20 protein-coding genes and 1 pseudogene are annotated in these 26,866 nt (G+C 59.3%); 15 read left to right on the forward strand and 6 right to left on the reverse strand.

All coding sequences use genetic code 11. The features are described 5' to 3' along the window. Window positions 1-26: 26 nt before the first annotated feature. Genes AC3WK5_RS07740 through AC3WK5_RS07765 form a run of 6 tightly spaced genes read left to right on the forward strand, consistent with a single transcriptional unit; the run spans window position 27 to window position 7,300 of the window. Window positions 27-749: an MtnX-like HAD-IB family phosphatase gene (locus AC3WK5_RS07740; protein ID WP_103320059.1), complete on the forward strand. Its 723-nt coding sequence runs from the start codon at window positions 27-29 to the stop codon at window positions 747-749. Continuing rightward, window positions 742-2,136: an aspartate aminotransferase family protein gene (locus AC3WK5_RS07745; protein ID WP_103320057.1), complete on the forward strand. Its 1,395-nt coding sequence runs from the start codon at window positions 742-744 to the stop codon at window positions 2,134-2,136. The genes AC3WK5_RS07740 and AC3WK5_RS07745 overlap by 8 nt, the downstream gene beginning before the upstream one ends. Then, a complete protein-coding gene (locus tag AC3WK5_RS07750) occupies window positions 2,133-2,996 on the forward strand; it encodes an alpha/beta hydrolase (protein WP_103320056.1) in 864 nt (287 codons plus the stop codon). Before AC3WK5_RS07745 ends, AC3WK5_RS07750 begins: the two co-directional genes overlap by 4 nt. A gap of 14 nt (window positions 2,997-3,010) precedes the next feature. Then, window positions 3,011-4,135, forward strand: a complete 1,125-nt coding sequence (locus AC3WK5_RS07755; RefSeq protein WP_103320054.1) for a GNAT family N-acetyltransferase — start codon at window positions 3,011-3,013, stop codon at window positions 4,133-4,135. Next, the gene (locus AC3WK5_RS07760; protein WP_103320053.1) at window positions 4,135-5,913 is read left to right on the forward strand and encodes a sensor histidine kinase; all 1,779 of its coding nucleotides are present in this window, start codon (window positions 4,135-4,137) and stop codon (window positions 5,911-5,913) included. Before AC3WK5_RS07755 ends, AC3WK5_RS07760 begins: the two co-directional genes overlap by 1 nt. Beyond that, a complete protein-coding gene (locus AC3WK5_RS07765) occupies window positions 5,903-7,300 on the forward strand; it encodes a sigma-54-dependent transcriptional regulator (protein WP_103320051.1) in 1,398 nt (465 codons plus the stop codon). Before AC3WK5_RS07760 ends, AC3WK5_RS07765 begins: the two co-directional genes overlap by 11 nt. A gap of 40 nt (window positions 7,301-7,340) precedes the next feature. On the opposite strand, the gene AC3WK5_RS07770 is transcribed toward AC3WK5_RS07765, so the two are convergent. Together AC3WK5_RS07770 and metE are read right to left on the reverse strand one after the other, a co-directional pair. Further along, entirely contained in the window at window positions 7,341-8,375 is a 1,035-nt protein-coding gene (locus tag AC3WK5_RS07770; RefSeq protein WP_103320049.1) for an alpha/beta fold hydrolase, read from the reverse strand. A gap of 262 nt (window positions 8,376-8,637) precedes the next feature. Next, complete coding sequence (gene metE, locus AC3WK5_RS07775) at window positions 8,638-10,950, reverse strand: 5-methyltetrahydropteroyltriglutamate--homocysteine S-methyltransferase (RefSeq protein WP_103320047.1); 2,313 nt, start codon at window positions 10,948-10,950, stop codon at window positions 8,638-8,640. Between the two features lie 107 nt (window positions 10,951-11,057). Here metE and metR point away from each other — a divergent pair, with 107 nt between their 5' ends. Further along, a complete protein-coding gene (gene metR, locus AC3WK5_RS07780; RefSeq protein ID WP_054595864.1) occupies window positions 11,058-11,975 on the forward strand; it encodes a transcriptional regulator MetR in 918 nt (305 codons plus the stop codon). 169 nt (window positions 11,976-12,144) lie between these two features. Here metR and AC3WK5_RS07785 read toward each other — a convergent pair whose 3' ends face one another. The 4 genes from AC3WK5_RS07785 to nosR form a co-directional block, all read right to left on the reverse strand. Further along, a complete protein-coding gene (locus tag AC3WK5_RS07785) occupies window positions 12,145-12,648 on the reverse strand; it encodes a GNAT family N-acetyltransferase (RefSeq protein ID WP_103320045.1) in 504 nt (167 codons plus the stop codon). Between the two features lie 5 nt (window positions 12,649-12,653). Further along, entirely contained in the window at window positions 12,654-13,292 is a 639-nt protein-coding gene (locus AC3WK5_RS07790) for a LysE family translocator (RefSeq protein WP_054595862.1), read from the reverse strand. Window positions 13,293-13,321: 29 nt separating this feature from the next. Further along, window positions 13,322-13,756, reverse strand: coding sequence for an NUDIX hydrolase (locus AC3WK5_RS07795; protein ID WP_103320043.1), 435 nt, complete (start codon window positions 13,754-13,756; stop codon window positions 13,322-13,324). Window positions 13,757-13,940: 184 nt separating this feature from the next. Beyond that, the gene (nosR, locus tag AC3WK5_RS07800; RefSeq protein ID WP_103320041.1) at window positions 13,941-15,275 is read right to left on the reverse strand and encodes a response regulator c-di-GMP phosphodiesterase, NosR family; all 1,335 of its coding nucleotides are present in this window, start codon (window positions 15,273-15,275) and stop codon (window positions 13,941-13,943) included. A gap of 262 nt (window positions 15,276-15,537) precedes the next feature. Here nosR and AC3WK5_RS07805 point away from each other — a divergent pair, with 262 nt between their 5' ends. The 8 genes and pseudogenes from AC3WK5_RS07805 (at window position 15,538) to AC3WK5_RS07840 (ending at window position 26,283) form a co-directional block, all read left to right on the forward strand. Beyond that, window positions 15,538-17,844: a GGDEF/EAL domain-containing response regulator gene (locus AC3WK5_RS07805; RefSeq protein WP_103320039.1), complete on the forward strand. Its 2,307-nt coding sequence runs from the start codon at window positions 15,538-15,540 to the stop codon at window positions 17,842-17,844. Continuing rightward, complete coding sequence (locus AC3WK5_RS07810; RefSeq protein ID WP_103320037.1) at window positions 17,841-19,712, forward strand: putative bifunctional diguanylate cyclase/phosphodiesterase; 1,872 nt, start codon at window positions 17,841-17,843, stop codon at window positions 19,710-19,712. Before AC3WK5_RS07805 ends, AC3WK5_RS07810 begins: the two co-directional genes overlap by 4 nt. Before the next feature lie 43 nt (window positions 19,713-19,755). Continuing rightward, a complete protein-coding gene (locus tag AC3WK5_RS07815; RefSeq protein WP_103320035.1) occupies window positions 19,756-20,715 on the forward strand; it encodes a cytochrome-c peroxidase in 960 nt (319 codons plus the stop codon). After that, complete coding sequence (locus AC3WK5_RS07820; RefSeq protein WP_103320033.1) at window positions 20,712-22,523, forward strand: DAHL domain-containing protein; 1,812 nt, start codon at window positions 20,712-20,714, stop codon at window positions 22,521-22,523. Before AC3WK5_RS07815 ends, AC3WK5_RS07820 begins: the two co-directional genes overlap by 4 nt. After that, a complete protein-coding gene (locus tag AC3WK5_RS07825; RefSeq protein ID WP_103320031.1) occupies window positions 22,520-23,926 on the forward strand; it encodes an ATP-binding protein in 1,407 nt (468 codons plus the stop codon). The genes AC3WK5_RS07820 and AC3WK5_RS07825 overlap by 4 nt, the downstream gene beginning before the upstream one ends. Window positions 23,927-23,958: 32 nt before the next feature. Continuing rightward, window positions 23,959-24,123, forward strand: a pseudogene (locus AC3WK5_RS07830) (response regulator transcription factor); the annotation flags it as partial. 201 nt (window positions 24,124-24,324) lie between these two features. Next, a complete protein-coding gene (locus AC3WK5_RS07835) occupies window positions 24,325-25,941 on the forward strand; it encodes an FMN-binding glutamate synthase family protein (protein WP_103320029.1) in 1,617 nt (538 codons plus the stop codon). A 57-nt stretch (window positions 25,942-25,998) separates the two neighbouring features. Continuing rightward, a complete protein-coding gene (locus tag AC3WK5_RS07840) occupies window positions 25,999-26,283 on the forward strand; it encodes a putative quinol monooxygenase (protein WP_054595853.1) in 285 nt (94 codons plus the stop codon). The last annotated feature ends 583 nt before the right edge of the window (window positions 26,284-26,866 follow it).

Below are 26,866 nucleotides of genomic sequence, written 5' to 3' on the forward strand. Positions count from 1 at the left end.
CGCCCCTGCCCCAATAGGTAATGCAGATGATTGATTGGCATATCGTGTGTGATTTCGACGGGACCATCACCCGGACCGACGTAATCGACAGCATTCTCCAACGTTTCGCCGACCCGAGCTGGGAAGCGATCGAGGAAGAGTGGCTGAGCGGTGCTATCGGCTCGCGTGAATGCCTCAGCCGCCAGCTTTCTCTGGTCAAGGCAACGCCCAATGAACTGCTCGAGTTCTTCGACAGCGTCGAAATCGATGCCGACTTCCCGGACTTTGTCGACCATGTGGTCGGCCTGGGCGCTTCCATCGAAGTTGTCAGTGACGGTATCGAACAAGGTATCGCGCGGATTCTGTCGCGCAACTACGTCAGCCTCCTGCCGATCCTCGCCAACCGCCTGCGCCAGGTCGACAACAACAGCTGGCGCATCGACTTCCCGTATTCGAGCGACGCCTGCCGCGCAGCCTCCGGCAACTGCAAATGCAAATCCACGCCCAGCAGCAAACGCGTGCTGGTGATCGGTGACGGTCAGTCCGACATGTGCGTGGCCTCGACCGCCGACTTCGTATTTGCCAAGGACCGCCTGGCCGAACATTGCGAACGCAATGGCATCGCCTACGCCCGCTTCGACAGCTTCGCCGAACTTCCGGCCTTGCTGGCCAAACTGCCGGCCGGCAGCGCAGCCAATGCCACTGACTTCGCACTTGAAACCTCTTCTGAACTCTCGCTACACAATCAGGAACTCTTCCACCATGTCTGATATTCGAATTGCTACCCCAGAAGACCAGATTCTTCTGGAAAAAGAAGCCAAGTACTGCTCCTACGGCGACACCGTTCACTACATCGAACCACCGCGTATTTTCAGCCGTTGCGAAGGCTCGTACGTGTGGGACACCAGCGACCAGGCTTACCTGGACCTGCAAATGTGGTACTCGGCGGTCAACTTCGGCTACGCCAACCCGCGCCTGAACAACGCCCTGAAACAACAGATCGACACCCTGCCGCAAATCGCCAGCCAGTACCTGCACAAAGGCAAGATCGAGCTGTCGGAAATGATCGCGGTCGACGCCAAGAACAAGTTCGGCCTCGACGGTCGCGTGCACTTCAACGTCGGCGGTTCGCAGTCCATCGAAGACTCGTTGAAAGTCGTGCGTAACGCCACCAACGGCAAGAGCCTGATGTTCGCCTTCGAAGGCGGCTACCACGGTCGTACCCTCGGCGCCTCGTCGATCACTTCGAGCTACCGCTACCGTCGCCGCTACGGTCACTTCGGTGAGCGTGCCAACTTCATCCCGTTCCCGTACCACTTCCGTGGCCCGAAAGGCATGACCAAGGAAGAATACGGCAGCCATTGCGTGCAGCAGTTCGCCCGTCTGTTCGAAACCGAATACAACGGTGTGTGGGACCCTAAAGTCGGCCAGAGCGAATACGCAGCCTTCTACGTCGAGCCGATCCAGGGCACCGGCGGCTACGTGATCCCGCCGATGAACTTCTACAGCGAACTCAAGCAAGTGCTGGATCAGCACGGCATTCTTATGGTCGTCGACGAAATCCAGATGGGTTTCTGGCGTACCGGCAAGCTGTGGTCGATCGAACACTTCGACGTCAAACCGGACGTGATCGTCTTCGGTAAGGCGCTGACCAACGGCCTCAACCCACTGGGCGGTATCTGGGCTCGCGAAGAGCTGATCAACCCGAAGGTGTTCCCGCCAGGTTCGACTCACTCCACCTTCGCGTCCAACCCGCTGGGGACTGCGGTCGGTCTGGAAATGTTCAAGATGACCCACGAAGTCGACTACGGCTCGATGGTCATGGCCAAGGGCAAGTACTTCCTCGAAGGCCTGCAAGAGCTGCAGAAACGCTTCCCGATCATCGGCGACGTCGACGGCCTGGGCCTGGCCCTGCGCTGCGAAATCTGCACCACTGACGGCTTCACCCCGGACAAGGCGACCCTGGACTACATGGTCGAGGAAGGCATGAAGGGCGATATGGTGGTTGACGGTCAGAAACTGGGTCTGATCCTCGACGTGGGCGGCTACTACAAGAACGTGATCACCCTGGCCCCGTCGCTGGAAATCAGCTACGCGGAAATCGACCTGGGCCTGAAACTGCTCGAGCAATTGCTGAACCGGGCCATGAAACGATGAACGAAACAGAGATCGATCTCGGCGAAGGTAGCACCGGTTTCGTTCTCGGCAGTGGTGAGGTCGCGGTGTTGTTGATCCACGGCCTGACCGGCACCCCGACGGAGTTGCGTCGGGTTGCCATCGGCTTGGCCAAATCGGGTTGCACGGTGTACGTGCCAACCCTGGCCGGGCACTGCGGTGACAACGCCGACCTGCAAGCCACCGGCTGGCAGGATTGGTACGAAGGTGTACGCAAGACATTCGTGGGCATACGCCAGAAGCACGAACAGGTGTTCGTCGGCGGTCTGTCCATGGGCGCGGTCATGTCCATGTATGTCGCGTCCGAGCATCCGGGACAGGTCGCCGGCCTGCTGATGTATTCGACCACCCTGCGCTACGACGGCTGGAGCATCCACAAACTGGCGTTCCTGACGCCGTTGCTGATGAAGATTCCGTTCGGCGTGCACATCTGCAGCTTCGAAGAGAAGCCACCTTATGGCATCAAGAACGAGCGCCTGCGGGCGATCGTCGAACGTCAGATGAAGGACGGCGAAAGCAGCAATGCCGGTCTGTTGACCATGGAAGGCGTCACCGTGCGCGAACTGCACCGGATGAATGCCGTGGTCAAGAAACGCATGCCGTCGATCAAGACACCAGCCCTGGTGCTGCACTCCATCGAAGACGACATCACCAGCCGCTGGAACGCCGACTACGTCGAACGCCATCTCGGCGGCCCGGTCACCAAGATCCTGCTGGACAACTGCTATCACATGATCACAGTTGACCTGGAATACCGCCGCGTCGTGGATCTGAGCGCGGACTTTGTCCATCAGCTTTCCATGAAGCCTGGCAAGCCTGAAGAGTATCGACAACTGGCGTAGCTTAAGGACAAGACGTGATTACCGCCCATGCCTTTTCAACCATCCAGGCCATCGAACGCTGCGCCTGGAATGACTGCTTCCCTGGGGAACTGGAGGACTGGGATTATTACCGGGCCGTTGAACAGGCGGGAGTCGCCGACTTCCAGTGGCGCTACCTTGCACTCTATGAAGGCAGCACATTGATTGCCGCAGCCGCGGCATTTACCACGCAGTACTCGCTCGACACCACGGTGCAGGGCATCGGCAAACGCATCACGCAACGCTTGCGTCAATGGTTGCCGGGCGTGCTGGATATTCGCTTGTACGCCATGGGATCGCCTGTGACCGAGCAATGCCACGCAGGCACCGCCAGCCACATCACCGAAGACCGACGTCCGGTGTTGCTACGTCAGTTACTGACGTTGGCTCGTAACGATGCCAACCAGGCGGGTATCGGCCTGTTGGCGGTCAAGGATGCACCCAGCCACGATCAGCAGTGGATTGAAGTCTGCCGCGAGGCCGGGCTGCAAACCATGCCTGGTTTACCGAGTGCGGTATTGCCGATCGCGTTCGGCTCACTCGATGCCTACCTCGGCACACTGGGCAAATCCACCCGCAAGGACTTGCGCCGAAAACTTCGGGCACAAGGCCCGCGAATCGAATGGCGACGCTCGGTCGACGATGTATTGCCACAGATGATGCGCTTGTATGAAGCCACCCTGGCGCGCAGTGATCTGGAGTTCGAACGACTGTCCGCAGCGTATTTCACCAGTATCCTCGAACACCTCGACCAACGTGCCGCGTGCGTGCTGTATTGGGTGGGCGAGCAACTGGTGGCGTTCAACCTGGTGTTGCTGGACGAACATCGACTGGTGGACAAGTTTTTTGCCCACGACCTGGAACAGACCCGTGAGTACAACCTGTACTTCAGAAGCTGGCTGGCCAATGTCGACTATTGTATTCAGCACAAAATCCCGCTGTATGTGTGCGGCCAGGCCGGCTATGCCAGTAAGCTGCGGCTCGGCTGTAAATTTGAAGGCAATACGCTGTTTTTTCACCACCGCAACGGGTTGCTCAATACATTACTGAAGCTTGTGAAACTGTTTGTCCGACCGGATAAATCCGACCCTGCCATGGCTGCTGCGATAAGCGAAACCTGATGATCAAAGTCCGACGCCGTAAAGCCCTGCCCTTCGCCATCTCCCGCTGGAGCCTGCAACGCAAGCTGGTATTGGCATTCTGGCTGGTCAGCGTGATCCCGACCATGATCGCCGCGGAACTGGCGGCCACCACGCTGTCACAGATCTTCGATAGCAACGTGCGCATCTGGTTGCAGGAATCGACCAAGATCGTCGAAGACGAGGTCCGGGAAATCCTCCGCGAAAACACGCGGGTCGCCCAGTTGTTGCTACGCCACATCCGCCCGATCAACGACCGGATTTCGGCCCGGCAGGACCGCCTCAGCGCCGACATTGCCGAAGCCATGGGCATCGACGTCGTGGCGCTGGTGCGCACCAGCGATCACAAAGTGCTGTTCAGTACCGTGACCGACGACATCGTCCAGCAAATCAACACCGCGCCCAAAGCCGTCCTGCAAACCATTCAAGTCACGGGCGCGTCCACCGGCATCCTGGTCTCGACCTTCCAGACAACCCAGGCTGGGGTCGACTATCAGTTGGTCCTCGCCAACTATCTGGACAGCAGCTTCCTCACCAGCGTCGCCGATGTGCATTCCCTTGACCTGCGGTTGTACCTGGCCAAGGACGAAGACTTCTCGGAAATTTTCGCGACCCAGCGCTTCGAAGATCACCCCATGAAGGTGCCCGAAGACATCGAGCAAATCCTGCGCACCACGAAAAAACCGATCGAACAGTTCACCAAAAACTACAGCGGTATCTATCGGCCAATCCTCAATGACAGCGGTGAACTTCAGGGGGTGATCTTCAGTGGCCTGCTGCGCCACAACAGCCTGGTCGGGCTGGTGAACCAGAGCAATCTGTTCATCCTGATTTTCATCCTCAGTTCGGCGCTGTCGCTGGGTGTCGGCTGGCTGGTCTCGCAACGCCTGACCCAGCCCCTGCGTGCGCTCTCCAAAGGCGTTCGGGCGGTGATCGACGGCGATTATCGTCAGCGAGTGCCGGTTTATGGCAGCGACGAACTGGCCGAACTGAGCAGCACCTTCAACCACATGACCGAACGTCTCGGCGAGTTGCAGCACCTGGAGTCGCAACTGCGCCGCCGTGATCGCTTGCACGCCCTGGGTGAAGTGGCCATGGGCCTGGCCCATGAAATCCGCAACCCGCTGGGCATCATCAAGACCGCGACCCAATTGTTGCACCGTCGCGCCGACCTGCCCGAGACCGACAAACGGCATCTGGAATACGTGGTCAGCGAGGTCAGCCGGATCAACGACCTGATCACCGAATTCCTCGACTTTGCCAAGCCCAACGCGCCCATGCGTTCCACCCAACTGGTACGGCCGCTGGTCGATGAGCTGATCGGGTTCTGCGCCCCGGAACTGGCAACTCACAACATCGACGCCCGGATCGAGGACAACGCGCCGGCCGCAACCATGTACGCCGACGCCCGGCAACTCAAACAGGCCTGCCTGAATCTGGTGATCAATGCCATTGACGCAATGCCCGACGGCGGTCGCCTGACCCTGGGCATAACCAGCGACAAGGAATACACCGTCATCAGTGTTTCCGACACCGGCCAGGGCATCGAACCGGACATGCTCGAACGGATTTTTACACCGTTCGTCACCACAAAGGCTTCAGGTACGGGCTTGGGGCTGGCAAAAGTCTTCTCGATCATGGAAAACCATGACGGACGGGTCGAATGCATCAGCGAAAAAGATGCCGGCTCCACATTCAGCCTGTACATTCCGGCCAACGGTGAAGACGACAGCGACGACGAGGACAGTGATGACGCATAACATTCTGGTGGTCGATGACGAGCCCAAGCTTTGCGACTTGTTGGCCTCGGCCCTGAGCCAGAACGACATCCAGGTGTTCACCGCCAGCAATGGCCTGCACGCGCTCAAGGTGCTGGAACAGGAAGACATCGACCTGGTGATCAGCGACTGGCGCATGCCCGGCATGGACGGGCCGCAGTTGCTGGCGGAAGTCAAAGTGCGCTATCCGCAACTGCCGGTGATCGTCATGACGGCCTACAGCACGGTGAAAAATGCCGTGCAGTCGATGCGCAATGGCGCCTTCGACTACATTGCCAAGCCGTTCGACATCGATGAGCTGGACATCACCGTCAACAAGGCCCTGCAATTTCGCGACATTCTCAAAGACAACCAGCGCATGCGCGCCGAGCTTGAAGAACACCAGCAGATCGACAGCCTGGTGGGCGACAGCCCGACCTTCCGTCGAGTGCTGCAAGCAGTGGATTCGGTACGCGAAAGCAATGCGACCATCCTGCTCACCGGCGAAAGCGGCACCGGCAAGGAAATGGTCGCCCGGGCCATCCACAAACACGGCAACCGCGCCGACAAACCCTTTGTCGCCGTGAACTGTGCGGCGATCCCCGAAGGGTTGCTGGAAAGTGAAATGTTCGGCCATCGCAAAGGCGCCTTCACCGGCGCCGTGGCGGACCGGGTCGGGCGCTTCATGCAGGCCGACAAGGGCACGCTGTTTCTCGATGAGGTGGGCGACATGCCGCTGGCCTTGCAGGCAAAAATCCTCCGGGCCTTGCAGGAGCGAGTGATCGAGCCGGTGGGCGACCAGCGCGAGCGCAAAGTCGATGTGCGCGTGATCGCCGCCACCAACAAGAACCTGCTGGAAGCGGTGGCCAACAAAGAGTTTCGCGAAGACCTTTATTATCGCCTCAACGTGTTCCCGATCCCCCTGCCCGCCCTGCGTGAACGGGTCGAAGACATCGCGCCACTGGCCCGACACTTCGCTCACACCCTGGGTGCCACCGCCGGCAAGCGCATCACCGGTTTCAGCCCGGAAGCCTTGCAGGCCATGGCCAATTATTCGTGGCCGGGGAACATCCGCGAACTGCAGAACTGCGTTGAACGAGCCACCATCGTGGCCTCGGGTTCGGTGATCGAGGAGGACGATCTGCCAGCGTACCTGTTCGCCTCAAGACCCACCGTCGACGGTGCCCGCGTGCCCCTCAACGTAGGCACTGGCGTGCCGCCGGACCTCGACGCCGCGCTGGTGGAAGTCGAGAAGTCGTACATTCTTGCCGCCCTGCAACAAAGCAATGGCGTGCAAGCGGCCGCCGCGCAACTGATCGGCATCTCGGAGCGCAGCTTCTGGTATCGGCTGAAAAAACTCGGGATTCATGTGGACAAAATCGTCCGCTAAAACCCTCGCGCGCTCCCTCGCCACAAAGGCGCGTTGAGCGTTACAACAGGTTCGGTGCCTGCACCGGATCGATCTGTGCCCAATGCGCGGTGTCCTCTCGATGGGTTTTCAGGTACGGCAACACTGCCGCCAGTAACGGCGCCTTGAACGCTTCCTGAAAACGATGGGCCAGCCCCGGAATCAGCTTCAACTGACTGCCCTGGATATGCGCCGCCAGGTGAATGCCATGCATCACCGGCAACAGCGGATCAGCAGTGCCATGCACCACCAGCGTCGGCACCCGCAGTTGGTTGAGCAGCGCCACCCGGCTCGGTTCGGCGAGGATCGCCATGATCTGGCGTTTCACGCCTTCAGGATTGAACGCCCGGTCGTACGCCACCGCGGCCTGATGCAACAGCGCCTGACGATCATCACTCACCTGCGGACTGCCCAGCGCTGCCAGCAGATCGGCCTGTTGCTCCAGTGCCACCTCACGGTTCGGCGCACCGCGCCGTGAGAGCAATTGCACCAGCGCCGCATTCGGCGCCGGCAGCCCTTCTGCACCGGAACTGGTCATGATCAGCGTCAGGCTCTCGACCCGTTGCGGTGCCATGGCCGCCAGGTGCTGGGCGATCATCCCGCCCATGCTCGCGCCCAGCACATGGAATTGCTCGACGTGCAGCGCATCCATCAGGCCCAGCGCGTCGTCCGCCATATCAGTCAGGCTGTACGGCGCCGCTACGGGTAATCCGAGTTTGTAGCGCAGCACTTCAAAGGTCAGGTTGGCGTTGGCCGGAGCCTGACGCCAGGTCGACAGCCCGACATCGCGGTTGTCATAGCGAATCACCCGGAAACCCTGCTCGCACAGCGCCACCACCACCTCGTCCGGCCAGTGAATAAGCTGGCCACCCAGGCCCATCACCAGCAGCAACGCAGGATCGGACGCACGACCGATGCTCTGGTACGCCAGGCTGACCTGCGCCAGATCGACCCGTTCGGTCGGAACATTGACATCGCAGCGCGACGCCGCCAAAGACGGTAAGCCGAACAGCAGAGCGGTCAAAAAAACCGCCGTTGAAAAAAATCGTACCCGCATGAAGAAACACCGAAACGCAGAACCCCAGTAGAGAGCGAGTCTGATGAACTTTGTTAAAGCGCGCTGCCACAGTTACGTGACAGTTTGATGAAGAGTGCTCAACGGTCGATTCGTAGACCGCGTTATCGTTCTTCGTCGGATCGCCGCCCGGAGCAAGCCCGCTCCCACAGAATTTATGTCGGATACAGAGTTTGTGTACGACACCAATCAAATGTGGGAGCGGGCTTGCTCGCGAAGGCGCCCGACCAGGCACCGCTGGACTTTAAGCCAACTGGCTACGCAACTGGCGCGCGGCGGCGACCATATTCACCAACGCGGCTTCTGTTTCGGGCCAGGCGCGGGTTTTCAGGCCGCAGTCCGGGTTGACCCACAGCCGTTCGGCCGGGATCCGCTGCACCGCCTTACTCATCAACTTGACCATCTCGGTGGTGTCCGGCACCCGTGGCGAGTGAATGTCGTAGACGCCCGGGCCGATGTCGTTCGGGTAGTCAAAGGCCTTGAAGGCTTCGAGCAATTCCATGTCCGAACGCGAGGTCTCGATGGTGATCACATCAGCGTCCATGGCCGCGATGGACTGGATCACGTCGTTGAATTCGCTGTAGCACATGTGGGTATGGATCTGGGTTTCATCGCGCACGCCAGACGCGCTCAAGCGGAACGCTTGCACCGCCCAGTCGAGGTATTCCTGCCACTGCGTCCGGCGCAGCGGCAAGCCCTCGCGGAACGCCGCTTCGTCGATCTGGACGATTTTGATCCCGGCCTGCTCCAGGTCGACCACTTCATCGCGCAGGGCCAGCGCCAACTGTTGCGCCTGGACTTTACGCGACACGTCTTCGCGCGGGAACGACCACATCAGCATCGTCACCGGCCCGGTCAACATGCCTTTCATGACCTTGTCGGTCAGGCTCTGCGCGTAAGTGATCCAGTCGACGGTCATGGCCTTCGGACGGCTCAGGTCACCGTAGATGATCGCCGGCTTCACACAGCGCGAACCGTAGCTCTGAACCCAGCCGAAACGGGTGAACAGGTAGCCGTCGAGTTGCTCGGCAAAGTACTCGACCATGTCGTTGCGCTCGGCTTCACCGTGCACCAGCACGTCGAGGCCAAGACGTTCCTGGATTTGCACCGCGTGGCGGATTTCGCTGTGCATGGCGTCGGTGTAATCGTTGGCCGAGAGCTTGCCCTGCTTGAATGACTGGCGCGCCAGACGGATCGATGCGGTCTGCGGGAACGAGCCGATAGTGGTGGTCGGGAAGGCCGGCAAATTCAGGCGTGCGCGTTGCAACTCGATACGCTTGGCAAACACTGAGTGACGCTGACTGTCGGTGTCGCGAATGGCCCGGATGCGCGCCTGCACCTCGGCTTTATGGATGCGTGGCGACTGCGCACGGCTGGCCTGCACGGCACGGTTCTGCGCCAGCGCAGCCTGGACCTTCGGCGCTTGCGGATCGTTGAGTGCATCCCGCAGCACGGCGATTTCAGCGCACTTTTGCACAGCGAACGCCAGCCAGCTCTTCAGCTCGGCGTCGAGTGTGTCTTCACGGTCCAGATCCACCGGACTGTGCAGCAGCGAGCACGAGCTGCTGACCCAGAGGTTGTCGCCGTAACGTTCTTGTGCCGGTTTCAGTTGTGCCAGCGCCTGTTCCAGCTCGCAACGCCAGACATTACGACCGTTGACCAGGCCCACCGATAGCACTTTGTAAGTCGGCAGGCGATCGAGTACCTGGCCCAGTTGTTCCGGTGCTCGCACCGCGTCAATGTGCAGGCCGTCCACCGGCAGGCTCACCGCCAGCCCGAGGTTGTCTTCCAGGCCACTGAAGTAGGTGGCCACGAGTTTCTTCAGCGGCGAATACTGAAGGATGTGGTAGGCGCGCTCGAAGGCGTTTTTCCAGGCTTGCGGCAGGTCGAGGGTCAGGATCGGTTCGTCAATCTGCACCCATTCCACACCTTGGGCCTTGAGGCGATTGAGGATTTCGCCGTACAGCGGCAGCAGGCGTTCGAGCAGGTCAAGCTTGTCGAAGTCGTTGCCTTTGGTTTTACCCAGCCACAGGTAAGTCAAAGGGCCGATGATTACCGGCTTGACGCGGTGACCAAGGGCATGGGCTTCGTCGACTTCGTCGAACAGCTGCTCCCAGCTCAATTTGAACGGCTGGTCAGCGCTGAATTCAGGGACCAGGTAGTGGTAGTTGGTGTCGAACCACTTGGTCAGTTCCTGCGCATGGTGCGTCTTGGCTGACTCACCATCGCAGCACTTTGCACTGGCGCCACGGGCCATTGCGAACAAGGTGTCGAGGGTCGGCAGGCCCTGTGCATCCTTGGCGCTGTCGAAGCGTTCGGGGATCACGCCAAAGGTCAGCGAGTGCGTCAGCACCTGGTCGTACCAGGCGAAGTCGCCCACCGGCAGCAGGTCGATACCGGCGTCTTTCTGCACTTGCCAGTGTCTGGCTCGCAGTTCACGGCCGACGCTTTGCAACCCGGCCTGATCGAGGTCGCCCTTCCAGTAGGATTCGAGGGCTTTTTTCAGCTCGCGGTCGGCACCGATGCGTGGAAAACCGAGTGTGTGGGCCAAGGCCATGGTGTGTTTCTCCCTATAAAAGATGGCCCTATTGTCGACAGCCAACCCAACATGAGACAAACTCAACCTTTTCGTGTTGATCACAAAATTTGCTCATGGAGCCCCCAGTGCTCGAAATCCGTCACCTGAAGACCCTGCACGCCTTGCGCGAGGCCGACAGCCTGGTCGACGCCGCCGACCGTCTGCACCTGACCCAGTCCGCCCTGTCCCACCAGTTCAAAGAGCTGGAAGAGCGCATGGGTATGCCGCTGTTCGTGCGCAAAACCAAACCGGTGCGGTTCACCAGCGCCGGCCTGCGCCTGCTGCAACTGGCCGATGCCACCCTGCCGCTGCTGCGCGGAGCCGAACGTGACATTGCGCGCCTGGCCGGAGGCACCGCCGGACGGCTGCACATGGCAATCGAATGCCACAGTTGCTTTCAGTGGCTGATGCCGACCATCGACCAGTTCCGCGATGCCTGGCCGGAAGTCGAGCTGGACCTGGCGTCGGGTTTCTCCTTCGCCCCGTTGCCGGCCCTGGCCCGTGGTGACCTGGACCTGGTGGTAACGTCCGACCCGCTGGAGCTGGCCGGGATCACCTACGTGCCGTTGTTCACCTACGAAGCGATGCTCGCGGTGGCCAATCAGCATCGGTTGGCGAACAAGCCGTACATCGTCCCGGAAGATTTGCTCAGCGAAACCCTGATCACCTACCCGGTGGAACGTGATCGGCTGGACATCTTCACCCGCTTCCTGGAGCCGGCCGATATCGAACCGGCGCAGGTCCGTACTTCGGAACTGACGGTGATGATGATGCAGTTGGTGGCCAGCGGCCGTGGCGTCTGCGGCATGCCGCATTGGGCGCTGCATGAATACAGCTCACGGGGTTACGTGAAGGCCAAGCGGCTCGGTGAGAAAGGTTTATTTGCCACGCTATACGCCGGGATCCGCGCCGACATGCTCGACGCGCCGTACATGCGCGACTTCCTGCTGACGGCCAAGGACACCTCGTTCTCGACCCTGGATGGAGTTAGCGCGGTGCGCTGACATTCTCTGACAGGTATCACACCTGTGGCGAGGGGGCTTGCCCCCGTTCGATGGCGAAGCCATCGTAATGTCAGCGAACGCGGAGTATCTGAAAGAACGCGTTGGCCGGTATTGGGACTGCTTTGCAGCCCAGCGGGAGCAAGCTCCCTCGCCACAAAAGCACTCAGCGTCAGGCCGGGACTTCGCGCCACATATGGATCTTGTCGAAGTACTCTTCGCCAACCCGCACCGCCAGCGGTTCGAGCCCGAACTGCACGAAACCGCAACGCTGGTACAACGCCAATGCGGCGTCATTGCCAGCGGTGACGGTCAGTTGAATCAGCTTCAAGCCCGACCGACACCGTGCCTCGTCGAAAAGCACCTGAACCAGCTGATAACCGAGCCCCCGCTGTCTGGCCTCGTCTGACACATACATGCCAAACAGCGTTGCCTTGTGCCGGGCTTTTTCCCGTGCCTCGAAGGCCAGGCCGACAATGCCTACCAGTTCGTCGCCTTCAAATGCGCCGAACAGCACGTCCAGCGGGCTGGTCAAGCGTGACTCCCACCAGCTCAACGGCATTACCGCGCGCTCGCGGACACTCGACGTGAACGCCTGCGGGTGACGGTCATAAGCCTCAAGCATCAGCGCCCGGTAAGCGAGTGCATGGCTGGCATCGAGTCGTTGGACCGCCATGTGCGTCAGGCCATGCGCCGCTGTTCAGACATCAGCCGCACTGCCAGCCCGGCCAGTACGAAACCCATGAAATAGCGCTGAACCGCCAGCCAGCTCGGATTGTTGACGAACCACGAGGCAATCCCGGCAGCAAACAGTGCGATAAACAGGTTAACCGTGAAACTCACGCTGATCTGGGTCAGGCCCAGGGCAATACTTTGGGTAAACACCGAACCGTGTTCCGGGCTGATGAACTGCGGGAACACCGAGAGATAGAACACCGCGATTTTCGGGTTCAATGCGCTGGTGAAAAAGCCCATCAGCATCAGTTTTCGAGAAGAATCCGGCGGTAGTTGCTGCGCCTCAAAGGGCGAGCGCGCACCCGGTTTGACTGCCTGCCAGGCCATCCACAGCAGGTACAGGGCGCCGGCCCATTTGAGCGCCTCGTAAGCCATCGGCACCGCCATGAACAGTGCTGTCAAACCGGCCGCCGCGCAGAACAGATGCACGAAAAAACCTGCGACAACCCCAAGTAACGAGGTCACGCCCGCCTTGCGTCCCTGGCAGATCGAACGGGAGATCAGATAGATCATGTTCGGGCCCGGGGTCAGCACCAGTAGCAGCGAGGCCGCCGCAAAAATCAACAGATCATGTGTTGGAATCATGACGCAGTCCTTGTCATTGTGTGGGGGGGTCAGGCCGGAGCCGTCAGGGAGGCACGATAAAACGGCAGGATCAGGTCCCGTGTCAATGGCGCCAGGATGAAATCAACGACATTGTGCGGATCAATCCACAGCACTTCTTCGATCTCTGCCGCCGGGGTGACGTGTTGCTGGATATCCAGTTGAAAAATCTCGGCCTCGACCACAAACCCCGGCTCATTGGCTGCCGGGGCAGAAAACTTGCCCAGATAACTTGCTTGAAGGGTGTCGATGACCAAACCCAGTTCTTCTTCCAGCTCGCGGGCCAGCGCATCGACCGGTTGCTCAGAGGCCTCGATCTTGCCCCCCGGTTGCATGAAGGCCTGGGTCCCGCGCTTGCGCACCAGCAGGGTTCGACCGTCCGGGCCGATCAGCAGGGCAGCGGCAATGCGGATAATGCGCGGAGAAACAGAGGATGAAAGCGTCATGGATCAACGATGGCCTTGGACAAAAGAGCCAAGGATCACATGAGTGCAGGTGCTGCGTCACCTCGAAAAAACACCGCCACGCAGGCCCCCGTAGGAGCATGGCTTGCCAGCGATGACGTCTGTGGACTCGCCATCGCCGGCAAGCCGTGCGCCTACGGATGCCCGGTGAAGTTCACAACGGTATCTACGCAGAAATCACCGCTTCCAGCTCCTCGGGCACGTGGACAAATACGCTGTACCTGGCGCCTTCCATCGCTTCGAAGGCGATGAGTTTTTCCACCAGCGGGCCATTGAGCACCTTGCCGGCATTGAGCAGCAGCATGCCGTTGTCGGCATTGAGATTGCGCGCCAGCACCATCCCGGCTGCCAGATCGCGGGTACTCAGCACCTTGACCGTCGGATCGCCGAGGGTGATATCACGCTGGTAGGTGGCGCAAACCTGAACGAAGTCTTCCACCAGCTCCGGGTCGTAGAAACGCCCGGTGTATTTGCGGATGAACAGCAGCGCTTCATCACTGTTCATGTTTCGCTCAAGAATCAGCCCGCACTGCAATTCGATGAAGTCCACGGCCAGCTTCAGCAGGCGCGAACCCAAAGGGATTGCCTCCCCCTTGAGGCGATCGGGAAACCCGCTGCCGTCCCAGCGCTCCTGATGGTGCAGGATCAGGCGTGCGGCATCCTTCATCGGCTCAAGGGTCATCAACAGCGATTCGCTCTGTTTCGGATAACCGCGATACAGCTCCCGTTCGGGGTGATGCAGCAGGTCCGAAGGCGTCGTCATCATGCCGTCGGTCCAGCTCAGCTTGCCGATGTTGTAAAGCGCCGCAGCCATGGTCAGGTCTCGGCTGCTGGCCTCATCCAGCCCATGGGTCTGGCAGTAGATACGCACCAGATCGATGATTTGCCGATTGGTTTGCTTGGCCGGTGGCAGACGCAGATTGGCCAGCAACGAAAACACTTCGGTGCCGGTAACGTAGCTGTGCTTGAGCTCTTCATAGGCCAGATCGAGCATGTCGGCGGTCTGCTGCAACTCCGCGGTGCGCGCTGCGACACGTTTTTCCAGGGACACGTTGAGCAGCTTCAACTGCTCGTTCTGATCCCACGTCAACTGCACCAGACGCAGCCGCTCGCGCTCGGAGAGCTGATACGCCAGCGACTGACGCAACGTCAGCAGCATTTCCTCGTCATTCCAGGGCTTGCTGATGTAACGGTGAATCTGCCCCTCGTTGATCGCCTTGATGATCATCGAGAGATCGGCATAGCCGGTCAGCAGGATGCGTACGGTGTCGGGATAGTGTTCGTGGATGTGCGCCAACAGGGTCGCACCGTCCATGTTGGGCATGCGGGCATCGGTCATCACCAGATCGACCGGTTGCTGCTCCATGATCTGCAACGCCTGGGTGCCGCTTGTGGCCAGCAGCACTTCATAGGGTTGGCCGCGCAACAGCCGACGCAGGCTATTGAGGATCGATTCTTCGTCATCAACCAGTAACACTCGGGGTTTAAGCGGCTCATCCATGGCATTACCTCTGCTGAAACAGACCAGTCGTTTGTGAGCACCCAAGGGAACTCCCCCTCCTCCTTGGGCCTGAACTACAGGCTAGACGGTTTTTCAGCACAGTTCGCAATAGATTTGCCACACGGCAGGCGGCGAACTCGAGAGTCGCAGACTATGCTCTGGGTACCTGGATCCAAGATCTGCACCCGTAGCACACTGCGATCAGGAAGGGACGCCATATGAACACGACGCTGCGAGGGCTTATTTGCAACGGTGCATTGCAATGAAGACACCGTTTGCGCAAAAAAACCGACGGATCCTGATCGTCGACGACACCGCCTCTATCCATCAGGACTTTGCCAAGATCCTCAGCCCCCACGTGCTCGACGATGATGCGCTGAGCAGCGCCGAAGAAGCCCTGTTCGGCACGCAAGTGGTGGCTGCGGACCTGGGGTTTGTGCTCGACAGCGCCTTTCAGGGCCTGGAAGCCCTGGGCAAGGTCGAAGCCGCCCTGGCCAAGGACCTTCCGTATGCGATGGCCTTTATCGACATGCGTATGCCGCCCGGCTGGGACGGACTGGAAACCATCGAACGGCTCTGGCAGGTCGATCCAAAACTGCAAGTCGCGCTGTGTACCGCGTATTCCGACTACTCCTGGGACGATATCGCAGAACGGCTGGAGCTCGGCGATCGCTTGCTGATCCTGAAGAAGCCCTTCGATGCCATCGAAATCCGGCAGATGGCCAGCACCCTGACCGTCAAATGGCAAATGACCGAAGAAGCCGAATTAAAGATGAACCTGCTGGAGCAGGCGGTCGAGGAGCGCACCCGCGAGCTGTCCGACGCCAATATCATCGTGCAGAACAGCCCGACCATTTTGTACCGGCTGCGCGGCGAACCCTCGTTCCCGTTGATGTACATCTCCCACAACATTACCAAGTTCGGTCACGTGGCCGCGCAATTGGTGGCGTCGGCAAACTGGGCTCAGGAGCTGATTCATCCCGAGGACCAAGGCAAAGTCGACAATGCCATGGCACGGATACTCGACCGGGACGCTGTCGGGGCGTCCATCGAGTTTCGTCTGCGCACCGGCACCGGCGACTGGCGCTGGGTCGAAAACCGCTACGTACCGGTGCGTAACCAGGACGGACGCTTGCTGGAAGTCGAAGGCATCATCATCGATATCACTGAACGCAAGCTGGCCGAAGAGAAGATCGCCCTGCTGGCACGTACCGACGGGCTGACCGGGCTGGCCAATCGAACAACGCTCCTCGAACGTCTGCACCAGGCATTCGCTGCCGCCCGTCGGGGCGGCGCACCCTTCGCGGTGTTCTACCTGGACCTCGATCATTTCAAACGCATCAACGACACCCTGGGCCATCCCATCGGGGATTTGCTGTTGCAGGAAGTCGCCCGGCGCATCAAGGCCTGCGTCCGCGAAAACGACATCGTGGCACGTCTTGGTGGTGACGAATTTGCAATCGTACAGCTCGACGCTGGCGATCCGACGCAGTCGGCGGCCCTGGCAGGCAAGGTCCGCGATGAACTGGTGCTGCCTTACACCCTCGATGGCAACAATGTGCGGGTTTCGGTCAGCATCGGCATCAGCACTTACTCCAGTACCAGCCTGAGTGCTGAAAGCCTGTTGGCTCAAGCCGACATGGCGCTGTATCGCTCCAAGGAAAAAGGTCGCAACCAGTACCACTTCCACTCCGAGGAGATCAATCAGGAAGTACTCGACCGGGTGTCGATTGCCAACGATTTGAAACAAGCCATCGAGCAAAACCAGCTTGAACTGCATTACCTGCCCGAAGTCGACCTGAGTACCGGGAAGATCCTCGGCATGGAAGCCCAGGTCCGCTGGAGTCATCCAGAGCGAGGAATACTGGAACCCGATATGTTTCTTCCCGCAGCGGAAAAAACCGGTGCAATCATCGCGCTCGGGCACTGGTTGCTGGATCGGGCCTGTCGGCAAATGCGTGAGTGGCGCGACGAAGGCATGGCGCCCCCGGTGATTGCAATCAAGCTTTCGCTGGCCCAGCTCAAGAGTGGTCCGGACCTGATCTACGACGTGCTGCGCACCACGGCCCTGTGGAACCTCTGCCCCTGGGACCTGCGCTTCGACGTCACCGAAGCGACGCTGGCGCAAACCAAATGGACCCACAACGATGTGCTGCCGCGCTTGCGTGAGCTGGGGGTGAAAATAGCCATCGACGACTTCGGCACCGAGTACTCCTCGTTCGACTACCTCAAGACCTATCGGGTCAATCACCTCAAACTCGCCCAGGCCTTCATCGACACCGCGACCCGTGATCCCGCCAGCGCCACGACCTTGCGCGCGATCATCAATTTCGCCCGCGAAGTGGGGATCGGCATCATTGCCGAGGGTGTCGAGACCCAGGAACAGCGCAGCTCGCTGATCTCCACCGGCTCGCCAATGAACGCTCAGGGCTATTACTTCAGCAAAGCCGTCAGCAGCCAGCAGGCAGCGGCGTTGCTGATGGCCGGCAGCATCGTGCCGCCGACCTTCCCCGGCGCAACAAACCCGCTGCTCGAAGACTCGTACTATCCACCGGAGGACCGGGGATGAAACCATCGCTCGCCCCCACCAACCGGCGCATCCTGATCATCGATGACATGCCTTCGATCCATCAGGACTTTCGCAAGATTCTCAGCCCCGATCTGCCGGACGAGCAGTCGCTGGCCGGCACCGAGGAACTGTTGTTCGGCACAGAACAACGCGTTCGCCCGACGTTTCTCCTCGATTCGGCCTATCAGGGAGAAGAAGCACTGGAACTGGTAAAACGTGCCCAGGCCGAAGGCAGGCCCTATGCCCTGGCGTTTACCGATATGCGCATGCCACCGGGTTGGGACGGCCTGGAAACCATCGAGCGACTCTGGAAGGTCGACCCGAACCTGCAAATAGCTTTGTGCACCGCCTTCTCTGACTACACCTGGGAAGCGATGGCCGAACGCCTGGCGTTCGGCGACCAGTTGCTGGTGCTGAAAAAGCCTTTCGACAGCCTGGAAATCCGTCAGATGGCCAGTGCCCTGACCTGGAAATGGCAGATGGCCCAGGACGCCGCGATAAAAATGCTCAGCCTGGAGCGAACCATCGAAGACCGCGTGCAGGAACTGCTCAAAGTCTCCCATCTGTTGCAATACGATGTACTGACCGGCCTGCCCAACAGCACTTTGCTCGGTGATCGACTGACTCAGTCCCTGGCCCTTTCACGGCGACACGACAAACAACTGGCGGTGATATTTCTGGGGCTCGACCGCTTCAAGCGCATCAACAACGCACTGGGCCATCCGGTGGGCGACGAAATGCTCAAACGGGTCGGCCGGAGCCTCGCGTCCACGGTGCGTGAATCCGATTCGGTATTTCGCTACGGTTCCGACGAGTTCGTGGTGATCCTCGCGGACATCCACCATCCCCAGCAAACCCAAGGCATTGCCGAAAAGCTGCTGAAAGCCGTCAACACCCAGCAGCACATTGCCGGCCATGACCTGAGCGTGACCGCCAGCCTGGGCATCAGCATCTACCCGGACGACGGCTTCGATGCCGTACCGTTGATCAAGAAAGCCGAAACCGCGATGCATAACGTCAAGGAGAGAGGCCTTAACGACTTCAGCTTTTTCATCGACGAGATGAACCAGCGCGCCCGTGAACAGCAAAGCATCGAATCCGGCCTGCGCCTGGCGCTGGAACGCGATGAGTTCGTCCTGCATTACCAACCCAAACTGGATCTGCGCACGGGTAAAGTGGTCGGTGCGGAAGCCTTGATCCGCTGGCTCAAACCCGGTCACGGTTGGGTGTACCCAATGGATTTCATTGGAGTGGCCGAAGACAGTGGGCTGATCATTCCCCTGAGCAAATGGGTATTGACCCAGGCCTGCCAACAGGCCCGCGCCTGGCAACTGGCCGGATTGCCGGCGATCAGCATGTCCGTCAACGTCTCCGCCATCGACTTCCGTCAGCACGACTTTGTCGACGGTATCGTGCGGATCCTCGAACTGACCGGCCTCGACCCAACGTTACTGGAGCTCGAAATCACCGAAAGCGTGCTGATGCAGAACGTCGAGGCCACCGTGCAGACCCTGCACGCCATCAAGGCATTGGGCGTGCGCCTGGCAATCGATGATTTCGGCACCGGTTATTCCAGCCTGAGCTACCTGCAACGGTTCCCGGTCGATGTACTGAAAATCGACCAGTCATTCATACGCGGGCTGAGCACCAAAAACAACGACGCTGCGCTGGTCAGCGCCATCATCAGCCTGGGCAAGAGCCTCAACCTCAATATCATCGCCGAAGGCGTGGAAACCCTGGAACAGCTGGACTTTCTCAAGGCCCTTCAGTGTGAGGAAGGCCAGGGTTACTTCTTCAGCAAAGCCGTGCTCCCCCAGGAGTTCGTACAGTTGCTCACCGACAGCGAACAGACACCACCGCGCACGTAGACTGACGCCCCGACAGGCAGGCACCCGGCAAAGGAATCATCAGATGTCGCCCTATGGATTCACGCTGCTCACCACGTTGATGCTCGGACTCTGCCTGACGGCGAGTGCCGAGCCTTTGGACGAACCCCTCAAACCGCTGCCACCGGTGCCTGTGCAAGACCCTCAGCGTGTCGAGCTGGGTCGTCAGCTGTTCAATGAAACGCGCTTGTCGGTCAACAACAGCCTGTCCTGTGCCAGCTGCCATCACCTGGAAAAGGGCGGTGCCGATAACAAGCAATTTTCCATCGGTTTCGACGGCAAGCCGCTGGTCGTCAACACCCCCAGCGTGCTGAACGCCAGCCTGAACTTCAGGCAATTCTGGAACGGTCGCGCCGCTACCCTGGAAGAGCAGGCTCACGCAGTGGTGCAAAGCCCCACTGAAATGGGCAACAACTGGGAACATGTGGTGCAAACGCTATCCACTGACCCGGCCTACCACTCGGCGTTCGGTAACGCTTATCCCGATGGGGTCACGGCCGCCAATGTGCAAAACGCCCTGGCCACCTACGAGCGCACATTACTCAGCGCCAATTCGCGTTTCGACCAGTACCTGAAGGGCAACACCGACATTCTCAGCCTCGATGAAAAGTACGGTTACCAACGCTTCAAGGACTACGGCTGCATTGCCTGCCACCAAGGGGTAAACATCGGCGGCAACATGTACCAGAAGCTCGGGGTCATGGGCGACTACTTCCAGGCGCGGGGTAACCCGACCGAATCGGACCTTGGGCGTTATCTGGTGACCAAGGATGAAGAAGACCGCAACGTGTTCAAGGTCCCCAGCCTGCGCAACGTCGCAGTGAATGCGCCGTACTTTCATGACGGCGCGGCAAAAACCCTCGAAGAAGCCGTTGATGTGATGTTCAAGTTCCAGTTGGGACGCGTTCCCTCGGATGAAGACAAGGCCCTGATCATCAAATTCCTCAAGACCCTGACCGGCGAGTGGGGAGGCAAACCATTATGAAAGTGTCCCGTCGACTCAGTTTGCTGTTGCTTACCGGCATGACCGTCTTGCTGGCCTCGATCCTGCTGTTCCTGTATCTGAAGTCCAGTTCGGATCAAACCTCGACCTATACCGAATCGCGGGATCTGATCCGCCAGATAAAACAGCTGGATGCGCAATGGGAAACCGAGATCCTCAAGGCCCGGATCGCCCTCGTCCACAACTACGATCCACTGGTTTCGCCGCTGACCGAAATGAGCCGTCTGTGGGAACGATTCGACTCGATAGAGTCCAGACACGGTCGCAACGACTCGACACAGTGGCAGACCAGTCATGACGCTTACCTGAACGCAATCAAGGAAAAGACCCGGCTGGTCGAACAATTCAAGTCACACAACGCGGTGCTGCGCAATTCACTGGCGTTCCTGCCCACTGCCGAAGACGACATTCAGAACCAGTTCGCACGCCTTGAGGACGACAACAAACTGCAAATGCAGAACACCGCCACCGACACCTACGACCTGCTACTCAGCGGCCTGGAGTTCGCCCAGGTCACGTCCGACGACAAAGCCGCCGACATCCTGCTCGGTTTGAACAAACTGGCGGTGAACAAAGACCGACTGCCTGCCGAGTTCCACACACCGGTGGAGCTTCTCAGCAACCACATCGCGCTGATCCTGCGTGAACAACCCCTGGTCAACAGCCTGCTGGAACGGATCGAGGCAGTCCCAGTGTCCGAGCGCCTGGACAACATCACCAGCCTGCTGGACAACGATCAACAACAGGTCGATGCAGTCGATCAACGCTACCACTTCTACATGGCGGTTTTTTCGGCGCTGCTGGTGCTGTTGCTACTGTTTCTGGCCATTGGTCTGCTGCGCAGCTTTGCGGAAATCAACCGCGTCAACAAGGACCTGCAAGCGGCTAATGAAAGCCTGGAACAGCGAGTTGAAGAACGCACCCGCGAACTCAAGGACACCCAAAGCGAACTGCTGGACACCGCACGCCAGGCCGGGATGGCCGAGATCGCCACCAACGTGTTGCACAACGTCGGCAATGTGCTCAACAGCGTGAATATCTCTGCCGACCTGGTCACCCGCAAACTGCGCACCAGCAAGGCGCTGGGGCTGGGCAAGGCGATGCAGCTGATCAACGAGCACCAGGGCGATCTCGGGCACTTCATCACCGAAGACGAAAAAGGCAAATTGCTGCCCGGTTACCTGAATCAACTGGTGGAAGCCATTGCCCTCGAGCAGCAGGGCATTACCGACGAACTGGCGCAATTGAGCAAAAGCGTTGACCACATCAAGGACATCGTTGCCACCCAGCAGTCCTACGCCGGGGCCAACAGCCTGATGGAGCCGCTGCAAGTCAGCGAACTGCTCGAAGACGCCCTGCGCATGAACTCGGGTGCCCTGACCCGCCACCACGTCACCGTGGTCAAGGACTACGCCGAAGTGCCCAAGGTCATGGGCGATAAACACCGGATGTTGCTGATTCTGATCAACCTGATCAGCAACGCCAAATACGCCATGTCGGACCTCAGCGACCGCCCCCGGGAAATGACCCTGGGGGTCAAGGTGGTCGACGACGCCACGCTGCAGGTCAGCGTCAAGGACGAAGGCGAAGGCATCTCGGCCGAAAACATGACCCGGATCTTTGCCCACGGCTTCACCACGCGCAAGGAAGGTCACGGTTTTGGCCTGCACAGTTGCGCCCTCGCCGCCATCGAGATGAATGGCCACCTGACAGCCCACAGCGACGGTCCGGGAAAAGGTGCGCTGTTCACCTTGAAAATCCCCTTGAAAATCGCCGAAGGTGAAACATGAACAAGTCATCGAATCGACGCATCCTGCTGATTGACGACACACCCTCGATCCATGACGACTTTCGCAAGATCCTGACACCTGAGCTACCACAACACGGCGAACTGGACGAGATGGAGTCGGCGCTGTTCGGCACGCAAATCAAAGCGGCGAGCACCCGCTTCGAACTGGATTCGGCCTATGCTGGCCAGGAAGGCTTGAGCAAACTGGTCCAGGCCCAACACGACAATCGCCCCTATGCACTGGCGTTCGTCGACATGCGCATGCCCCAGGGCTGGGACGGCGCCGAAACCATCGAGCATTTATGGCAAGCCGATCCGCGTTTGCAGGTGGTGGTCTGTACGGCGTATTCCGACTACTCCTGGGATGACCTGCTCAATCGCTTGCAGGCCCACGACCGGCTGCTGATACTGAAAAAACCCTTCGACAACATCGAAGTCCAGCAAATGGCCAATACCTTGACCAGCAAATGGGACATGACCGAGCGCGCCAGCGTGCAACTGGATCAGTTGGGGCACCTGGTAGAACGACGGACCCGGCAGTTCCAGCAAGCGAGCGTCGAACTGCAACAGGAGATCGACGAGCGCAAGCAGCTCGAAAGCCAGTTGATACAGTCGGAAAAACTCGCGTCCCTGGGGCAATTGGCGGCGGGTGTGGCCCATGAAATCAACAACCCCATCGGCTTTATTTCTTCCAACCTCGGCGCCCTGGACGGTTACTTCAAGCAGTTGCAGAGCATGCTCGACGCCTATCAGGGGGCCGAAGAAGCCATTGGCTCCGTTGAGCTTCTCGAACGGCTCCAAACGTTGCGTAAAGACGTGGAACTGGACTTCCTGCGTGAAGATATTCCGCTGCTGATCAAGGAGTCCAAGGACGGCATCAACCGGGTCGGGCAAATCGTCAGGGACCTGAAGGATTTCTCACGCGTAGACGCCAGCCAGGAGTGGCAGTCGGTCAATCTGCAAACGGGTATTGATTCGACGCTGAACATTGTCGCCAACGAACTCAAGTACAAGGCCGACGTGATCAAGCACTACCAGACGCTTCCCGAGATCGAGTGCCTGCCCTCGCAGATCAATCAGGTGATCATGAACCTGATCGTCAACGCCGCCCAGGCCATGGGCCCCGAACGCGGGACCATTACCCTGAGTAATGGAGTTGCCGGGGAAAAAGTCTGGATCGAAGTGGCGGACACCGGATCGGGCATCGCGCCCGAATGCCTGCAGAAAATCTTTGATCCCTTCTTCACCACCAAACCGGTGGGCCAGGGGACCGGATTAGGCCTGTCATTGTCCTATGGCATTGTGAAAAAGCATCGTGGCGACATTACTGTGCGCAGCGAAGTCGGGGTAGGCAGCACCTTTAGGATCGAGTTACCGATTCGACAGTCAAAAACCACAGCCTGAATCCGCAGAAAAGATCGCAGCCTTCGGCACCCGGGTGGCACTGCAAGGAAATCGCCCGTAAGCTGGGAATCTCTGCCGAAACCGTGAAAGTCCATAAGAAACATATTTACAGCAAGCTGGGGATCAAATCCCGGTCCGAGCTGTTTTCGATATTTCTCCGGGCACAAAACACCTGTAAAACCTTCTGCGTTGAATGAACCACCTTGTGGCGAGGGAGCTTGCTCCCGCCGGCCGGTCCGCGCTCGGGCGAAGCAGTCGCAAAACCGGTTAACGGGTTTTATCTGACTGAACGCGGTGCCACTTTTTTGGGACCGCTTCGCGGTCCAGCGGGAGCAAGCTCCCTCGCCACACAGAAGTACGCAGTGAATAACCAATGAGTCCGAACCCAAGGAAACCGTATGAGCCTGTCACTCCTGAGCCGCTACGCCTTCTTTGCCGTCTGTGTGATTTTCACCCTCGCCAGCCTGCCGTTTCTTGAATACGACTGGCTCTGGCCAATCTCCATCGTCACTGGGCTGCTGAGCCTGCTGGGTATTTTCGACCTGCTGCAAAGCCCTCACGCGGTACGCCGCAACTACCCGATCCTGGGCAATATCCGTTATCTGGTCGAAGGCATTCGCCCGGAAATCCGCCAATACCTGCTTGAATCCGACAGCGACGCCCTGCCCTTCTCCCGGGCCCAGCGTTCGTTGGTTTATTCGCGGGCCAAGAACGAAAGTGCCGACAAACCCTTTGGCACGCTGATCGACGTGTACCAGTCGGGTTTCGAGTTCATCGGCCATTCGATGCGCCCGGCCCCCGTGAGTGACCCGAGCAGTTTCCGGGTGACCGTTGGTGGCCCGCAATGTACAAAACCGTACTCGGCCTCAGTCTTCAACATCTCGGCCATGAGCTTCGGCTCGCTGAGCGCCAACGCGATCCGCGCCCTCAACCAGGGTGCCAAACTCGGCAACTTCGCCCATGACACCGGCGAAGGCAGCATCAGCCCCTACCACCGCGAACACGGTGGCGACCTGACCTGGGAACTGGGCAGCGGCTACTTCGGCTGCCGCACCGCCGACGGACGCTTCGACCCGGAACGCTTTGCCGCCCAGGCTCAGGACCCGCAGGTACGGATGATCGAAATCAAAATGAGCCAAGGCGCCAAACCCGGCCACGGCGGCATTCTGCCCAAGCATAAAGTGACCCAGGAAATTGCCGACACGCGTGGCGTTCCAATGGGCCAGGACTGTGTGTCGCCATCGCGCCACAGCGCGTTCTCCACGCCAATCGAAATGATGCACTTCATCAAGCAACTGCGTGAGCTGTCGGGCGGCAAACCGGTGGGCTTCAAGTTCTGCCTCGGCCATCCGTGGGAATTCATGGGCATTGCCAAGGCCATGCTGGAAACCGGCATCCTGCCGGACTTCATCGTGGTCGACGGCAAGGAAGGCGGCACTGGCGCTGCACCGGTGGAGTTCACCGACCACATCGGCGTGCCGATGCGTGAAGGCCTGCTGTTCGTGCATAACACCCTGGTGGGCCTGAACCTGCGGGACAAGATCAAACTTGGCGCCAGCGGCAAAATCGTCAGCGCCTTCGACATCGCCAGCGTCCTGGCAATTGGCGCCGACTGGGCCAACTCGGCCCGTGGCTTCATGTTCGCCATCGGCTGCATCCAGTCGCAAAGCTGCCACACCAACAAGTGCCCGACCGGCGTCGCCACTCAGGACACCCTGCGCCAACGCGCATTGGTGGTACCGGACAAGGCCCAGCGCGTGTTCAACTTCCATCGCAGCACCCTCAAGGCCCTGGCCGAAATGCTCGCCGCGGCAGGCCTCGAACACCCCTCGCAGCTGTCGGCCAAACACCTGGTACGGCGCATGTCAGCGACCGAGATCAAACTGTTCTCCCAATTGCACGTGTTCCTCAAACCCGGCGAATTGCTGACCGGTGAAGTGAATGGCGAGTTCTATTCACGGATGTGGCAGATGGCTCGGGCGGATAGTTTTGAGGCGAATGAAGTGGCCGTTTGAAGATAGTTTTTACGCCAATCTCGTCGCGAGATTGGCGCTCTTTCCAAGGAAGAAACAGTGCTGAAAGTAATTGCCCGGGATTTCATCAAACCCGAACATATCGAAACCGTCCGCCCGTGGTACACCGAATTGGTGGAGAAAACCCGACAGGAGCCGGATTGCATTGCCTACGACCTGTTCGTCGATCAGAAAGACCCAGGGCATTTCATCTTCGTTGAGCAATGGCCGAATCAGGCCGCGCTGGACGCTCATTGCCAGTCAGAACACTTCAGACGGCTGGTGCCGCAAATCAACCGCTATCAGGCCAAAGATTGCATTGTTGTGCTGATGGATGAGTTCTGACCTCCTGCAAGATACAAAAGAAGTGAATGGCGAGTTCTATTCACGGATGTGGCAGATGGCTCGGGCTGACAGCTTTGAGGCCAATGTCGTGTAAGGCGTACTCGCGATTATCAGGTGGCTGGGTAGCACAGCCACCGCCGGTGGTGGTGGTGGCGGTGGTGATTTGCTCTGCCCAGGCGCGGGTCACATAGAGTCGAAGCTCCATGTCTCCCAAGCTTTGCGCGAACACACACTGCCAATTGCCTGGAAAGTGGTTTTCTTCATCCGCCAGGCGAGTCGATGTCACCCACCACACTCGCTTGATGTCGGGCGATACGCTGACAAGGTTGTCGAGAAAGACCTTATCCCGATCCTGATAAATCAACGTGGACGCGCCATAACCGTTGGGTCGGTGAGCCGTGCTGCTATCCCAGGGCGCCTGATACAGCCTTGGTTGAATGTCGGAGCGATTGTAGTAAGCAACGCTGTAATACCAGTACGCGCCATCCACAATGATGTTATCGCCTGCAATCGCATTTTCATTGATACGCGACACAATATCGTCAAGCGGATACTGGGACGCATTGCGTGGATCATCCAGATC

It is taken from the genome of Pseudomonas sp. FW306-02-D09B, from assembly GCF_058782685.1.

Excerpts from the sequence above, each read along its gene's own strand:
- AC3WK5_RS07740 (WP_103320059.1), top strand. The coding sequence starts at position 27 with ATGATTGATTGGCATATCGTGTGTGATTTCGACGGGACCATCACCCGG.
- AC3WK5_RS07745 (WP_103320057.1), top strand. The coding sequence starts at position 742 with ATGTCTGATATTCGAATTGCTACCCCAGAAGACCAGATTCTTCTGGAA.
- AC3WK5_RS07750 (WP_103320056.1), top strand. The coding sequence starts at position 2,133 with ATGAACGAAACAGAGATCGATCTCGGCGAAGGTAGCACCGGTTTCGTT.
- AC3WK5_RS07760 (WP_103320053.1), top strand. The coding sequence starts at position 4,135 with ATGATCAAAGTCCGACGCCGTAAAGCCCTGCCCTTCGCCATCTCCCGC.
- AC3WK5_RS07765 (WP_103320051.1), top strand. The coding sequence starts at position 5,903 with ATGACGCATAACATTCTGGTGGTCGATGACGAGCCCAAGCTTTGCGAC.
- AC3WK5_RS07770 (WP_103320049.1), bottom strand. The coding sequence starts at position 8,375 with ATGCGGGTACGATTTTTTTCAACGGCGGTTTTTTTGACCGCTCTGCTG.
- metE (WP_103320047.1), bottom strand. The coding sequence starts at position 10,950 with ATGGCCTTGGCCCACACACTCGGTTTTCCACGCATCGGTGCCGACCGC.
- AC3WK5_RS07785 (WP_103320045.1), bottom strand. The coding sequence starts at position 12,648 with ATGGCGGTCCAACGACTCGATGCCAGCCATGCACTCGCTTACCGGGCG.
- AC3WK5_RS07790 (WP_054595862.1), bottom strand. The coding sequence starts at position 13,292 with ATGATTCCAACACATGATCTGTTGATTTTTGCGGCGGCCTCGCTGCTA.
- AC3WK5_RS07795 (WP_103320043.1), bottom strand. The coding sequence starts at position 13,756 with ATGACGCTTTCATCCTCTGTTTCTCCGCGCATTATCCGCATTGCCGCT.
- nosR (WP_103320041.1), bottom strand. The coding sequence starts at position 15,275 with ATGGATGAGCCGCTTAAACCCCGAGTGTTACTGGTTGATGACGAAGAA.
- AC3WK5_RS07805 (WP_103320039.1), top strand. The coding sequence starts at position 15,538 with ATGAAGACACCGTTTGCGCAAAAAAACCGACGGATCCTGATCGTCGAC.
- AC3WK5_RS07810 (WP_103320037.1), top strand. The coding sequence starts at position 17,841 with ATGAAACCATCGCTCGCCCCCACCAACCGGCGCATCCTGATCATCGAT.
- AC3WK5_RS07815 (WP_103320035.1), top strand. The coding sequence starts at position 19,756 with ATGTCGCCCTATGGATTCACGCTGCTCACCACGTTGATGCTCGGACTC.
- AC3WK5_RS07820 (WP_103320033.1), top strand. The coding sequence starts at position 20,712 with ATGAAAGTGTCCCGTCGACTCAGTTTGCTGTTGCTTACCGGCATGACC.
- AC3WK5_RS07825 (WP_103320031.1), top strand. The coding sequence starts at position 22,520 with ATGAACAAGTCATCGAATCGACGCATCCTGCTGATTGACGACACACCC.
- AC3WK5_RS07835 (WP_103320029.1), top strand. The coding sequence starts at position 24,325 with ATGAGCCTGTCACTCCTGAGCCGCTACGCCTTCTTTGCCGTCTGTGTG.